At 29.7% G+C, this 14,079-nt stretch carries 16 protein-coding genes; all 16 read right to left on the bottom strand.

The window, feature by feature from the left end:
• Nucleotides 1-25: 25 nt before the first annotated feature.
• Nucleotides 26-1,105, bottom strand: a complete 1,080-nt coding sequence (locus GYM75_RS03300; RefSeq protein ID WP_220216746.1) for a glycosyltransferase — start codon at nucleotides 1,103-1,105, stop codon at nucleotides 26-28.
• Nucleotides 1,106-1,220: 115 nt separating this feature from the next.
• Complete coding sequence (locus GYM75_RS03295; RefSeq protein WP_220216745.1) at nucleotides 1,221-2,171, bottom strand: hypothetical protein; 951 nt, start codon at nucleotides 2,169-2,171, stop codon at nucleotides 1,221-1,223.
• 103 nt (nucleotides 2,172-2,274) lie between these two features.
• Nucleotides 2,275-3,327 (bottom strand): WavE lipopolysaccharide synthesis family protein, encoded by a 1,053-nt coding sequence (locus GYM75_RS03290; protein WP_220216744.1) that lies wholly within the window; start codon nucleotides 3,325-3,327, stop codon nucleotides 2,275-2,277.
• Between the two features lie 41 nt (nucleotides 3,328-3,368).
• Entirely contained in the window at nucleotides 3,369-4,544 is a 1,176-nt protein-coding gene (locus GYM75_RS03285) for a glycosyltransferase family 4 protein (RefSeq protein ID WP_220216743.1), read from the bottom strand.
• A gap of 204 nt (nucleotides 4,545-4,748) precedes the next feature.
• Nucleotides 4,749-5,558, bottom strand: coding sequence for a hypothetical protein (locus GYM75_RS03280; protein WP_220216742.1), 810 nt, complete (start codon nucleotides 5,556-5,558; stop codon nucleotides 4,749-4,751).
• A 42-nt stretch (nucleotides 5,559-5,600) separates the two neighbouring features.
• Nucleotides 5,601-5,933, bottom strand: a complete 333-nt coding sequence (locus tag GYM75_RS03275) for a cupin domain-containing protein (RefSeq protein WP_220216741.1) — start codon at nucleotides 5,931-5,933, stop codon at nucleotides 5,601-5,603.
• On the bottom strand, nucleotides 5,933-6,667 hold the full coding sequence (locus GYM75_RS03270; protein WP_220216740.1) for a glycosyltransferase family 2 protein: 735 nt from the start codon (nucleotides 6,665-6,667) through the stop codon (nucleotides 5,933-5,935). The genes GYM75_RS03275 and GYM75_RS03270 overlap by 1 nt, the downstream gene beginning before the upstream one ends.
• 1 nt (nucleotide 6,668) lies before the next feature.
• Nucleotides 6,669-7,298: an HAD family phosphatase gene (locus GYM75_RS03265; RefSeq protein WP_220216739.1), complete on the bottom strand. Its 630-nt coding sequence runs from the start codon at nucleotides 7,296-7,298 to the stop codon at nucleotides 6,669-6,671.
• The gene (locus GYM75_RS03260; protein WP_220216738.1) at nucleotides 7,288-7,914 is read right to left on the bottom strand and encodes a hypothetical protein; all 627 of its coding nucleotides are present in this window, start codon (nucleotides 7,912-7,914) and stop codon (nucleotides 7,288-7,290) included. The genes GYM75_RS03265 and GYM75_RS03260 overlap by 11 nt, the downstream gene beginning before the upstream one ends.
• The gene (locus GYM75_RS03255) at nucleotides 7,911-8,660 is read right to left on the bottom strand and encodes a glycosyltransferase family 2 protein (RefSeq protein WP_220216737.1); all 750 of its coding nucleotides are present in this window, start codon (nucleotides 8,658-8,660) and stop codon (nucleotides 7,911-7,913) included. Before GYM75_RS03255 ends, GYM75_RS03260 begins: the two co-directional genes overlap by 4 nt.
• Nucleotides 8,661-8,717: 57 nt before the next feature.
• Nucleotides 8,718-9,704: a WavE lipopolysaccharide synthesis family protein gene (locus GYM75_RS03250; RefSeq protein WP_220216736.1), complete on the bottom strand. Its 987-nt coding sequence runs from the start codon at nucleotides 9,702-9,704 to the stop codon at nucleotides 8,718-8,720.
• 4 nt (nucleotides 9,705-9,708) lie between these two features.
• On the bottom strand, nucleotides 9,709-10,752 hold the full coding sequence (gene rfbB, locus GYM75_RS03245; protein WP_220216735.1) for a dTDP-glucose 4,6-dehydratase: 1,044 nt from the start codon (nucleotides 10,750-10,752) through the stop codon (nucleotides 9,709-9,711).
• A gap of 2 nt (nucleotides 10,753-10,754) precedes the next feature.
• Nucleotides 10,755-11,996 carry a sigma 54-interacting transcriptional regulator gene (locus tag GYM75_RS03240; protein ID WP_220216734.1) on the bottom strand — a complete coding sequence of 414 codons (1,242 nt, stop codon included), beginning with the start codon at nucleotides 11,994-11,996 and terminating at the stop codon, nucleotides 10,755-10,757.
• Entirely contained in the window at nucleotides 11,977-13,023 is a 1,047-nt protein-coding gene (gene nagZ, locus GYM75_RS03235) for a beta-N-acetylhexosaminidase (protein WP_220216733.1), read from the bottom strand. Before nagZ ends, GYM75_RS03240 begins: the two co-directional genes overlap by 20 nt.
• Nucleotides 13,023-13,646 carry a hypothetical protein gene (locus tag GYM75_RS03230; RefSeq protein WP_220216732.1) on the bottom strand — a complete coding sequence of 208 codons (624 nt, stop codon included), beginning with the start codon at nucleotides 13,644-13,646 and terminating at the stop codon, nucleotides 13,023-13,025. Before GYM75_RS03230 ends, nagZ begins: the two co-directional genes overlap by 1 nt.
• Nucleotides 13,647-13,651: 5 nt before the next feature.
• Nucleotides 13,652-13,999, bottom strand: coding sequence for an HIT domain-containing protein (locus tag GYM75_RS03225; protein WP_220216731.1), 348 nt, complete (start codon nucleotides 13,997-13,999; stop codon nucleotides 13,652-13,654).
• Nucleotides 14,000-14,079: the final 80 nt, after the last annotated feature.

The raw sequence follows: 14,079 nt of genomic DNA, 5'->3' as shown, positions 1-14,079 counted from the left end.
GCAAAGTATTAACCAGAATAAAAGATTAAAAATTTTGTTTTTTTATTTTTATTTTTATACCTAAAAAACAAAAAATAAAATACTTATCAGCATCCCAAACCCCCAAAAATCTTTGTTTTTTTGTCAGAAAAAATTGATTTACCATAGGGATTTTATAGTAACATTTATCAATTAAAGAATTTATATACTGATTATCTGGAAAATAAAACTCCAGATTGAAAGTTCTGGTTATTTCTGTTGACTTCATTAAAGCTAATTTACGTTCTTTTTTAGATAAACGATGTAGAGACTCGTAAATTTTTTGCATAAATAAGTCAACTAAAACTGGTTTAAATTTTTCGACTAAACTCCATTTAAATACGAAATGGAGCAAACTTTCAAAACATAATAATGGGTCTAATTTATGGGTAGTTTTGTAATTAAGTTTACTAGTTTTATCATTATTCCTACTCATTATTGAGCTAGCTCTTATTCGATAATTATATAATTTATCATTCAAAAAAAATGCAGAATCACTCACTAAGGCATAGGACCAAAAAAAAGGATTGTCTTCATACCATAATCCATCGGGAAATCGAATACTATACTTTTCAATTATTGAAAGTTTATAAATTTTATTCCAAGCACAAACGTCCATATTTCTTATTACATCTAGGGATAAATTAATTAAACCTTTATATTTATGTTCAAAATAACTTTCATCTTGTAAACGATCAAAATTGTGTTCAACCTCAAGTCTTGTGGAAAAATATACAAGATCTACATTGGATAGTTCAATATATAATAATGCTCTCTCATAAGTACTTAATTCAATGTAATCATCAGAATCTACAAACGCGATATATTTACCTTTAGCATGCTCAATACCAATATTTCTGGCTGAAGATAAACCGCCATTTTTTTTATTAATAATATTAATTCTGCTGTCTATTTTTTGATAGTGTTCAAGTATAGAAAGAGAATTATCAGTTGATCCATCATTAACACAAATAATTTCTATATTAGTCATTGTTTGATTAATAATACTATCTAAACATTTTTGTAAATATTCTTGGGTATTATATACAGGAATAATAACAGACAATACTGGTGCTGGAGAATACAAACTTTCCACCTCAATTATTTAGGAAAAAATACGTTAAATATCTAACATAGTAGTATTAGCAGCTTGACATTACTTTATTAGCTTTTTATAAAAATTTGCTTAAAGTAAATCTAAACTACATTTTGTAAAAAGTTTTGATAAATTCAATATTCTTACGTAATTTATTTATTTTACCTTTCACAATACAATAAGGAAATATGCTTAATAAAGAAATAAACAAAAGCCTTTTACGATATTTAAACTTCGAACTTTGTTTAAAACTCTTGCTTTCCAACATTTGCGTTTTTATAACATCAAAATCAGGTCCATGTTTATAATTTATTGGATATGGAGATAGACCTTTTTTTTTCCAAAAATCCGCCCACCAAACTTCCATACAATAAAAATGGTCTATTGAAATATTAAGATTAAATTCTAAATATAAGGAGGATGATTTATCAATATCCTCTGGTTTTCCAAAAAAAATCAAGTCTGAGCCAGCTAAAAATTGAGGGTCCTCAACCATATTACCTCTTCCAAAAGGATTGAAACCATGAAAAATTACATTTTTTGGTATTTCAAAACCAAAATTTGCATAACAATGAATAATATCATCTATTCGAAAGGGAGATTTAAATAGAATATCAGGTCTAGTCACAACCACCCAATCATACTCAATATTTTCCTCTTTTTGAAATGTATGACGCAATTTATTGACCATATAAATTGAATAAGAATTATTTAAACACCCTTTTTTAGCTCGAGGAAACCTCCCTATTTTTTCTATTAAAACTTCATTATTACAATCCAATTGTGATTCAATTGCTATTTTTTTTGGCTGATATAACTTATTAACCAATGAAATAAGTTCATCAGTTAATAATTTATTTGTTAGAGACTTGCCATCTAAATTACGATAATTGATTGTCGAATGATCTAATTCATCCCAAGTATGAATAAAAATATCTATTTGATATTTATCCAACATATTTTCTTCTAATAAATACTTTTTGAATGATTCAAAAGTATATTCAAACGTTCTTAAATGACCAAACAGTTGGATAGCAATTCTTTTAACTGTTTTCATGGAAAATTTACCAATAAATAATAAAATAGTCTTTATTATATTAAAAAAAGAAAAATATTAACAATATATTCAATTTAACTTTTAAACCAATACATGGTCTAAACTATTTGATAAGATTTTTATACATTTTATATCTCTCTTTGCACACTGCTATTCTTTTTTCTATTTTTGATATCTTATTAAAAACAAAAATATAAGGTAAAATGTAAGCTAAACATCTAACAATTTTGAGAAATTTATAATTTACTTTATAGTTAATTTTCTTCAATTTAATACTAAATTTGAGTCCATAAACAAACTTACTTAATGAAATAAAATAAAAATCTTTAATTGAAGGGGATTTATTCAAAAGTTTATGGTTATTTATACATCTACATTTCTCTACTGGCCCATTTCTAAATGGTGCTAGATCAAAATAATATGGAAGCACCAAACTACCTTTAGGTAAAAATGGAACCCGATTATCTTTCCAACGAAAATCAATATTCCAACTATCCACTAAATAGATGAATTTTTTCATTGATGACAAACTGTCTTCTTTAGTATTTTTTATATCCCAACCATTACTTTTTATATAATTTTTGAACAAATAAGACTCTGGTGTGCAATCTAATGCTTTTAATGAGTAATTGGAATCCTCAAACTCCTTTTCAACTTGCAACATATACCCTAAATGGGTATTTGTCATAAAAGGACATGAAAAGTATTTTTCTAAATCACTCTTTTTTCCAGCTAGCAGCATATCTGAAGGATGGTATAAACGATCAGATCTAGTATAACAATTAGTCGTAAGAATCATTGAAGTTTTTAACTTATCCAAATGAGAAGCAACTAAAGAAAAATTTATGCTTTGATCATTTCTAAGTTTTATTACAAATGAATCATGAGATACATGTTTTAATCCTTCCCTAACACAATTTATTTGCCTATTAATATTGAAAAAACCAGGGTTTAGCAAATCAAAACAGCTGATTAATTTAATTTTAGCAACTAATTGATTTGATTTTAAAAAATCATTATAAATTTTCATATCATGATGATAACTTACAATCACAATTTCTTTAAAAACTATTTCTGACTTTTTTAAATCTTTAAAAATTTTTTCAAGCCAATGTCTACAACCTTCCCCATGGATGACAAGAGAAATATCCTTCACAAACAATCCCTCCTATAAACTATTGAAAATAATAAAAAAAATCATAATGAAAATCTTGGTAAAATACAAACTTCTGGTGATATGATTTTATTCAAAAGTTCTCTTTGTTTTTCGCTAATTCGTTTTCTATCATTAACTGATAAATCAATAAAATTTTTTATAGTTAAAAATAAATCATCATCTTCTTTGAAAGGATCAAAAAGCATACATTCTGGAGAATAATCTTTACATCCACTGTATTTTGAAGCTATAACGGGTATATCTCTCAAAACAGACTCAATCATCGCCATCGGTTGATTTTCATAAGAAGAAGGCATAACAGAAAGATTACAAATAGCTAAAAACTTCTCTTGTTGTTTAATTGACATAAAGTCATAAAAAAATATATTTTTTAAATACTTTTCATCAATTCCTTTATAGAGAACATAACGACAATCTTTATTCGTTAAAGGGTCTTCAGCGGAATTTCCGATAAGGAATAAATTACAATCGATATTCAGATTTAATAACTTAATGAAAGCATTTACTAATCTATCGTGTCTTTTTCTACCTTCAAATCTAGTGATCAAAACGATATTAAAACTATTTTCATAAAGACTAAAATCAACCTCATCTTTATATTTTTCTTTCAACTCCCAACAACTTTCTAATTTGCCATATAACGGATTTGCAAAAACTAAAGTTTTTTTTGAAAGATTATATTTTTCAGGGATATATTCACCTAAAAATGTAGATGGAGAAAAATTGTAATCACTGAGTTCCATTTGAGTTTTTTCTTCATGATAAATTTGCTGAAGATAAATAGGAGCATATAAAATGTCCTTATTTGTACTCCACTCAAAGCATTCTCGAGTGGCTGTATGATGATTTGTTATTAGTAATGTATTATGAAAAGCTGTTTTCCTTGCTTTTTCAATAACACAATGTAAACCCAATGCTAAATAATCTGCAAACTCTATATAATCAGGCTTTATAACATTCATTTTATCTAAAATAGCTTGTCTTTTATTTAATAGATCCCCAGAATGAATTGGAAAAAAAGAAAATTTTTGATTAGCATAAATATCACAATTTTCATCATATGCCTCAGCCATGACATAAACTTCATGACTGGTATTTTCAAGTATATATTTTGCTATATTATATAGATAGCTTGCTATACCGCCGTGACCAGGGTAGAGTCCAAATTCATGAGCTACAAAAGCGATTTTTTTCATAAGAATTTTCTCAGTAGTATTTAAAATAAATATAATTGCTAACAAACAAATAGAATTGGTAAATAATAAAAGAGCATATTCGTTATATTAAATTTAGTCTGCAAAATAACCAATTAGCTCAAATTTTAAACTTGAATAATACAAAAAGAAATCTGCATTTTCATGCTTTTTAGTTAAAATAATTTTACCAATCGAATTCAAGTGTTACTCATCACTTTTACTTCTATCTATATGAATGATTAAGAATAATGATGAATTATCAAATAAATGCAAATTTTGATAAGAGCACATCATTATTTGTAATTTTTTATATTTATCTGAATTAACGTTAATTAATTTATTTGCTTCTTCACAAGCACCATAGCAAGAAGCTATCTCCATATCATAAATCGAAAAATACTCATATAATATCAAGAAATTCATATAAATATAATAATCAAATTGAAACCAATCGATCAATTTCAAATTTTCATAACATTTTGTTACTTCGAAGAATTTACTCAAATTTGCCGTTTTATATATACAAGGCTGATTAAACCATAAATACAAATCAGTATCTAAAATATGTTGATAATCGTTTGGAAAAAAAATTTTACATCTCTCTTTAATCTTCTCTGTCAATTCTTTTCCTTCGGATAATACTTTATTGCCTAGTAAAATTTTGTTTTCAAAAAATTCACTACATAATTTATAAATATCTACTTTTTTTATGAAATTCGATTCAGAATCAATAGAAATAATGTATTCATACCTTTCTGCTAACGTTTTTATACCCCATAATTTCTTGATATTTATTATTCCATTATTCTCAGTAATAAAATATTCATCAGGTAAAATTAACTTATATTCATAGTTTCCGAAAATATCTGCTTCTGTTTTGTTTGAGAAAATAAACCATAAATCAGCTTGAATTCCCAGATCGTTTTCCATAAACGAAGATATCATTGATTTTGCAAAATCAAAATGAGGGCTGTGGGTAGGGCATATAAATGCAACTTTTTTTTGATTTTTCATAATAATAACTTATGATCTTATTTTATATTAAACATAAATTGCTTATTTACAATTACTTAGGTACTTATCATTATTAGCACCAGGTAACTTCACAACAACATTAACAGTACCATCTTCAAGACTTTCAAAATCCGTCTCTTCATTTGGTTCCATTACAATAATATCACCAGAAACATACTCGGTACCGTTCATTTTAACACGACCTGATATAATTACAGTATATTCCGTTGCTATTTTATGATAATGTTTATCCTCTTTGTCCCCTTTTTTATAAGTTTTCACGGCTACTTCAACATCATTAGTTTTACAAAGTGATGGCTCAAAATTACCTATAAACCAACCTTTTATCATATCATTAAGCTTTGCAATTTTCATTATTTGCTTTCCTTAACATCCATTAGTTCAGTTAAGTATTGAGCTAGTTGCATCTCTGTTTTCAATGGATGGAATTTTTCATTTGTAATTTTATAAAGAGAGACTTTCTTTTGTTTAAGAATCATTTCATTAAGCGTTTGACTCAAATAAAATGCCCCATTAATTAAATTATCTTTACGGATTACATTTTTAGCACTTTCAACAAAATCAGAACCTTTTTTGTAATAATAAAACGAAACTAAAGCATTTTTACTAATAGGTTTTTTTTCTGAGACTTCAATAACTGAATTATCTTCACTTAATTTCGCAAATGAATACCTTGGATGAACAGAATTAAAAGAAACAACACCAGCATCGCTTTCGAAATTTCTAAAAAATTGCAAAATATTCTCGCTAGATACCTCTACAAAATCATCTACAGCTAATAAAATTAACTCTTCTTCATTATCAATATGCTCGATTCCTAACAACGCCGTACATACAGCTCCTTTTGTTTGCCCATTAATGACAATTATTTCACTGTCTGGAACTAGCTGCTTAATTACTGAATCAACTTGAAAATTCTTTATATCTTCGTCTTTTATACAAAATAAAAACTTTCTAGGATTTAACCCTCTGCAATAATCAATCTGTTTTTCAATTATAAGTTTTTCATTAAGTTCAGTTAAATAAAGAGGATAATCCTCTCCATTTTTTTCAAAATTCTGCCCCCCCATTAAGAAGATAATTTGCATTTTAAATCCCCTGCTCTATTTCTAAAATTCGATTCTTGATATTATCATAATTAACTTCATCAACTGTTTTTACAACCAATAAGTGAGCTCCTGATGATTTTGCTGCTTTTATTCCATTTTCATTATCTTCAACTATTAAACATTCTGACGGAGTTAATCCCATTCTCGACATTGCGGTCAAATAAATTTCTGGATCTGGTTTTGCATTTTTTACATCCTGATTACTTAACATAAATTCTAAATAATCTGTTAACTTTGCATAATCCATCATCATTTTTATTGTCATTTTTATAGAGTTGGATCCCACTGCAAGCCTATAACCTTCGGATTTTAACTTTGATAATGCATACTCATGATTAAATCGTGGGCGACATAAATTTTGAATCATAGAAACAGTGTACTGTTGTTTCATTTCATTGATAAATCCGTGTAATTGGTTGGGTAACCCTTTTTCTAAAGTTAATTTTTTTAACTTCATAGAGGTTGGTAAGCCATCATAACTTGTCAAGTGTTCGAAACGATTAATTTCATATCCAAATAATTGCAAAGCCTGATTTAGTGCTTCATAATGCCAATCTTTAGCTTCAATTAATACCCCATCCATATCAAATAAAACAGCTTTAATTTTCATTAAAATACTCCTTTGCTTTTTCTGGATAATCCGTACAAATCATCAAATTAGAACTTTTAATATATTTACTTTTACTAATAATCGACCACTGATAAGCGATATCTCTTTTATGTAAATCAGCAGATACAATACAAACATCTTTTCCTTGTGATATAAGGTTATCGATTACTGTATGATCATACCAATCTGAATTAAAACAATCTAGCCAAATTCCCTCACACTCACTGAACATTACAGGTTTTCGTAAAATATCGCTAAGACCAGTAAATACTTTAAGATCATTTTTTACCTGACAAACCAAGTCTGGTATAGACATATCAAAGGAAAAATAGTTTGTATGATTATATTTTTCGAGTAATTTTTTAATCTCTAAACTTAAACCATCAGCTTTAATATTCAAAGCTAGTGGCAAATTACGACCATCCATTATAGATAAAAGTTGTTCAAAAGTTATTTCGTCACCTGTTGGCATATCATGCGAAATAACTATTTTTCCATGATGATCTCTTAAGTCAGTTTCTGTACCAAACCCCAAATCAAAACTTCGTTCGAATGAAATTTTAGTATTTTTTTCTTCAACTTCTTTCCAATACCCTCGGTGAGAAAGAATAATCATTTTTTTACCTTTGATGAAATTGGATGATTAATAAAAAAATCTAAATCTTTAGGAATACCTAAACCATACATACCGTTATATTCTTCACCAATCCCATATATACCAATTTTTTTACCTTCTTTAATCAGATAGTTATAACTTGGACAAGTATAAAATTCATTGTTAACTCTGATATTATCTTTTATCATCTGTTCAGCAGCTCTAACAAGATCTTGTCCTTTAGTAAAATTGAAAATTCCAACTGTAGCATCATTTGAAATTACTTGTTTTTCTGCTGTTTCAATGACAAGACCATCAACATTGGTTTTAGCATAAGACCATTTAGGATCTTGAGACTTCATCGTCATAATCATACCATCTAGATTTCTAGCTGATATAGCATCTAAATATTCATTTATATCAAAATCGATATATTGATCAGCATTCGCATTCATCAAAGGCTCGTCGTTATTAAAATATTTTTTTGCAAGAAGAGCTGTACACACTTGCCCTTCTGTTATTCCATTAATTCCAATAATTTCGACATTCTTTGAATAAGATTTCAATTTAGGTATTAAATCAAATTGATCTATATGTTGCTGTTGACATACAAAAATAAAACGGTGCTCACATTTCGGAGACAGATTATCCACAACAACTTTTATCATTGGTACTCCATGAATTGGAATGAAAGGCTTTGGAGTATTGTAACCTGCATCAGCAAATCTACTTCCCTTACCTGCCATTGGTAAAACTATATTTAGCATATATTTCTCGTTCCGTTAATTTCAAGTCAGTATCATTTATTCTAACAAATAAAACGATTAATTTCTTATTATTTTATCTCTAATTTTTTTACGCAATTTTTTATTATGCTTACCAAATATAAACAGTGTTACTAATTTAGCTATTATTTTCAAAAGCCGATATTTCATTAAAATTGAATTTAATCTTAACCTTTCATAATTAATTCCAACAAATTTAGTTGGATTCAAAGTTACATATTTGTAGTATAGAAGTTTCCACTCAACATGAGTTATACATGAAAAATGGTCAAATTTATGATAATTATAAAATTTCTTTGGAGGCTTTAAGTTGAATTGCCGCCAATCTAAAAGAATAAAATTAGAAGCCAAATAACGTTCAGTTTCTATAATTTGATGTTTAGTAACTTTTATAGAATTATTACACAATACTTTTCTATCTTTGTTTGTTAAAAAACTTATAAAAATAAACTGCTCAGGAGCATATCTTCTTTCCCACATATCCTTATTTTGGAAAAAAAATTCGTCAGATTCTTTCATTAAACTTATGTTAAATAAATCTAATAAATCACTCTTCAGACCAAAAAAGGCCATATCTGAAGGATGATAAGCAAAATTAGATTTAGTAGGATTACGCGTAAAATAACTACAAGCTAAAATTTTATGTTTAAATATGGAAAAATTTGGCTCTACAACATCAAAAGAATTAAAAAAATTTAGAAAAGAATTTCCTTTTAGCAAAAAATCACTACGAATTTTAAATACATAACGGCTTTTTGCGGCCTTAATTCCATTCAAACTTGAAATAATCAATCTATTAACATTATTAATTTTTATTCCATCACTATAATTGTGGGAAAATCCTCCAGGATCGTTACTTAATACATACTTATCAAAATCTAATCCATCTAAATTTGAACCATTCCAAGTAGATAATATAATTTGAGATTTCGGAAGGAATTTCCGAATACTTAATAAATTAAGTTTAGTTAAAATAGGATCGATAGCGCCCTGTACTACAACTGAAATATCTTCATGTTTTATCACTTTTTCACCGCTTATTTATACATGCTGTCATTGTTCGATTATTTATTAAAAATTTAACCGTTTTCCTTAACCCACTTTCAAAGCTTTCTTGAGGACTCCAACTCAACTCATTTTTTATTTTAGAGGAATCTATTGCATATCGATAATCATGACCAGGTCTATCAGATACAAATTGAATTAAATCTTGATATTTTGTTATTCCATTTTTATTGTGAGGAGCGATTTCTTCCAATATATTACAAAGCTTTTGAGCTAATGCTATATTGGTTAATTCATTATTAGCCCCTATATTATAGGTTTCTCCTATTTTACCATTGATTAATATGGAATATAAAGCCTTAGCACTATCTTCAACATATATCCAATCACGTATTTGCAAGCCTTCACCATAGATAGTTATCGGTCTACAATCAATTGCATTTGAAATGACCGATGGAATTAATTTTTCTGAATGTTGAAAAGGCCCATAATTATTTGAACTATGTGTAATTATAGTGGGTAAACCATAAGTTTTATACCAAGCTCTGACTAAATGATCGCTTGATGCTTTTGATGCCGAATAAGGATTATTTGGTGCGTAAGGTGATAATTCATTGAAAAACAGTTCATTTTTAGGTAATTCGCCATAAACTTCATCAGTAGACACATGTAGAAAACGAAAACGACATTTGAGTTCTTCCGATAAAGCATTCCAATAATATCGACTACTTTCAAGTAAGTTAAACGTTCCTATAATATTACTTTCAATGAAGTTTGTTGGATCATTAATTGAACGGTCAACATGACTTTCAGCCGCCAAGTGCAGAACGGCATTGGGTTGATATAGTTTAAAAATGCGATCTAATGCTTGTCGATCACAAATATCAACCTTTTCAAAAAAATATCTCTCATTTTGTGAAATACTTTCTAACGACTTTAAATTTGCAGCATAGGTTAGCTTATCGAGATTAATAACATAATCTTCTGTGTGATTAATTATATGCCGTATAACAGCAGAACCAATAAATCCTGCTCCACCAGTTATTAAAATTCTTTTGCTGTTAGACAATTCTACCGCCCTATCCCATAATCCCGTAATTTATTGGCGATTGCAGTATGTGAAACGCCTAACCGTTTCGCCAGTTTACGGGAACTTGGATACTTATCGTATAACTGTAATAAAATCTCTTTTTCAAACTGCTTGGTCATTTCATCTAATGTCTTATTTTCGATATTATCGATGCCTGATATTCTTGATAAAGTTTGCACAGGTAGCTCAATATCATTGACGGTCAATTTAGTTGAAGTCAACTGAGATAGAGCGCAATATAGGATATTTTTTAGTTGTCTTACATTCCCTGGCCATGAGTAACGGGCTAAATAATCAAAAACTTCATTATCGATATCAGGAGCAGGAATGCCTTGTTTATCGGCAAATTCATTGACAAACATCATGGTTAGCGGAGCAATGTCTTCTTTGCGCTCCCGTAATGAAGGAAGATGTAATGAAAGCACATTGAGCCGATAATAAAGATCTTTTCTAAATTTTCCTTGTTCGACTAAATCGGCTAAATCAACTTTGGTGGCACAAATAATACGTACATCTACATACACCTCGTTATCATCACCAACCCGACGAAAATAGCCATCATTGATGAACCGTAATAACTTGGTTTGCATCTGAAAAGACATTTCGTCAATGCCATCAAGTAAAACCGATCCGCCATTAGCCTGTTCAAAAAAACCTTTTTTACTTTCTACGACTCCTGGGTAAGCACCAGCAGCATGACCATAAAGCTCACTTTCAACCACTTCGTCTGGCATTGCAGCACAATTTAACGCTAGAAAAGTCTGATCCCCTCGAGGGCTGTATTGATGACAAGCATAAGCAAGCAGATCTTTTCCAGTGCCCGTTTCGCCCGAAATTAACAACGGTTCACGTTGCATCGCAAACGCTTTTGCTTGTGCAACTAATTTTTGCATGGCATTACTTTGGGTCGCAAAAATGTCAAAAGCCTGATTTGCCACAACATGAATTTTAGATAACCTTTTTTTAAGATATTCTATGGGTTGGATGATAAAAATAGTTTTTGATGTTTCGTTAACTTTTTGTAACAGATAATACTGAGCATTAAGTACAATAATGGTATCATCGAACTCATTAACACTTTGCATCTTATCCAGATGAAATATTGTTTGAAAATCGAAAGGTTGCTGTAACGTTAACAAAGTCGATGAAAGTAACGCTTGAGCCTTGTCATTATATGCTATAAGTCGTTTATTATGATCAATTTCAATGATGGCTACTTGCATTATAGTCCGCCCATTTTTCGTTTAGTTTCATGATGTTGTTGTATCGATTTTGCCAATCAACCGTTTTGATTAAATCCTCATGGCTGATTTTGTTTTGTGTCAACAGCGATTGCGCTTTAGTTGATCTTAAGGATTGTTGTTTAACTAAACTATACAATTCCTCTAAAATTGCTAATGTCCCTTGTCGGTTATTACACGCTAACAACAGATCACAGCCTGCCTCTAATGCATTTTTTGCTCGTTCAGCATAATTTCCCATGACAGAAGCACCTTCCATCGATAAATCATCGGAAAAGATGACACCATCAAAATGTAATTGTTGACGAAGCACTGTTTTGAGCCAAAAGCTTGAACCGCTCGCAGGTTTATCATCAAACGCTGGATAGATAACATGCGCTGGCATAATTGCATCGAGTTTTTTATCAGCAATTAATCTGGAAAATATCTGCATATCATGTTCTATTAATAATTGATTGCGATGATCAACTGGCGTTTCTTTATGAGAATCAGCAATAACATGACCATGGCCCGGAAAATGTTTGCCGGTTGTTTTCATTCCTGCACTATGCATACCATCAATCATTGCAGATGCAATTTGATATGCGATATTGGCATCTTGATGAAACGAACGTGAGCCGATAGCTAAACATTCATGACCTAAATCCAATACGGGGGCATAACTCAAATCGATATCAAAGGCAATTAGTTCCATTGCTAACAACCAACCGGCATCAAAAGCTAAGGTCTTTGCTTGTTCAATATCATTTAGCAACGCATACGATTGGGCTGGTGGAATTAACGTAAAACCTTGTCTAAAACGCTGAACTCGTCCCCCTTCATGATCAACCGAAATGAGTAATCGTTCTGGGGATATTGAACGAATCTCTTTTATTAATTCTGATAATTGTTCTACATTCTGAAAATTACGGCTAAATAAAATGACACCAGCAACTAAAGGATTTTGTAAAAGCTCTTGATCTTCTTTAGTTAAGGTCGTCCCCTCAAAATCAATTAATAGTGGTCCCATTACTCATTAGCCTCTGGTTGATTATTATCAGTTTGCGTCTTTGGCTGAACAAAATCTTTCGAAGTTACTCTCCCTAAAATTTCGCCATTTTGGGTGTAAAGTAATTCCATTGAAAGATTAGCATCTGTTCCATTATCATCATTAGGTAATTGATAAAGTGTGGTAAACAAAACATATTGCGCATTCATTGATTTAGCTAACCCAATCATTTTTCCTCGAGAAACTAACGTATCATCTGAAGCAATACCGATTGCCTGTTTAGCTTGATTAATTGATTGTTTATTTGCAACTGAAAAAATTTGTTGTTTACTCATTAATTGGTGTAAAGCTTCATCAATTTGATTATTTGCAACAAAGTCACCTGTACGATTTTGTATATCACTGATTAATAATACTCTATTGCCTTCAGGGATTGATGAGGATTGTAGTATTTTAGTAATAAATGGTGATAAAATACTTCGCCAATCTGTTTTTTTAACAATTTGCGGTGGAGTTTCAATAATGCCGACGGGTGAATTATCAATTGGAGGAATATCGACTGTTTTTTCGGAATCAAGAAGATGACACCCCGCCAATAAACTGACAAATGAACTAAATGCTAATAACCTTATAATTTTTTTCATATTAATTAACCTATTAATCGCCCCAAATTTTTTCCACCTAATAAATGCATATGAATATGAAAGACCTCTTGTCCCGCATCTTTATTACAATTCATAATTAATCGATAACCATTTTCATCAATACCTTCTTGTTTAGCAATTTTAGCTGCCACAATCACCATATGTCCAAGTAACTGTTCATCTTGTTCAGTAACATGATTAACGGTTGGAATAAGTTTGTTTGGGATGATTAAAATGTGAGTGGGGGCTTGCGGTGAAATATCTCGAAAAGCGGTAACTTTATCATCTTGAAAAACGATATCTGCTGGAATTTCATGTCGGATAATTTTACTAAAAATAGTTTCTTCTGCCATTATGTTTTCCTTATAAAACCCGATAAAAGTGAAATTAGTGAAAGCATAACATATTTTTATTATAAAAGTGTATAGATAAC

It is taken from the genome of Gilliamella sp. ESL0441 (assembly GCF_019469185.1).
In the GTDB taxonomy this organism is placed as follows: domain Bacteria; phylum Pseudomonadota; class Gammaproteobacteria; order Enterobacterales; family Orbaceae; genus Gilliamella.
Note: the sequence above shows the minus strand (reverse complement) of the source record. Positions and strands in the feature narration are given on the sequence as shown.

Bases quoted from the DNA above. Each gene is read 5' to 3' on its own strand.
- GYM75_RS03295 (WP_220216745.1), bottom strand. From the start codon at position 2,171: ATGAAAACAGTTAAAAGAATTGCTATCCAACTGTTTGGTCATTTAAGA.
- GYM75_RS03285 (WP_220216743.1), bottom strand. From the start codon at position 4,544: ATGAAAAAAATCGCTTTTGTAGCTCATGAATTTGGACTCTACCCTGGT.
- GYM75_RS03280 (WP_220216742.1), bottom strand. From the start codon at position 5,558: ATGAAAAATCAAAAAAAAGTTGCATTTATATGCCCTACCCACAGCCCT.
- GYM75_RS03275 (WP_220216741.1), bottom strand. From the start codon at position 5,933: ATGAAAATTGCAAAGCTTAATGATATGATAAAAGGTTGGTTTATAGGT.
- GYM75_RS03270 (WP_220216740.1), bottom strand. From the start codon at position 6,667: ATGCAAATTATCTTCTTAATGGGGGGGCAGAATTTTGAAAAAAATGGA.
- GYM75_RS03265 (WP_220216739.1), bottom strand. From the start codon at position 7,298: ATGAAAATTAAAGCTGTTTTATTTGATATGGATGGGGTATTAATTGAA.
- GYM75_RS03260 (WP_220216738.1), bottom strand. From the start codon at position 7,914: ATGATTATTCTTTCTCACCGAGGGTATTGGAAAGAAGTTGAAGAAAAA.
- GYM75_RS03255 (WP_220216737.1), bottom strand. From the start codon at position 8,660: ATGCTAAATATAGTTTTACCAATGGCAGGTAAGGGAAGTAGATTTGCT.
- GYM75_RS03240 (WP_220216734.1), bottom strand. From the start codon at position 11,996: ATGCAAGTAGCCATCATTGAAATTGATCATAATAAACGACTTATAGCA.
- nagZ (WP_220216733.1), bottom strand. From the start codon at position 13,023: ATGGGACCACTATTAATTGATTTTGAGGGGACGACCTTAACTAAAGAA.
- GYM75_RS03230 (WP_220216732.1), bottom strand. From the start codon at position 13,646: ATGAAAAAAATTATAAGGTTATTAGCATTTAGTTCATTTGTCAGTTTA.
- GYM75_RS03225 (WP_220216731.1), bottom strand. From the start codon at position 13,999: ATGGCAGAAGAAACTATTTTTAGTAAAATTATCCGACATGAAATTCCA.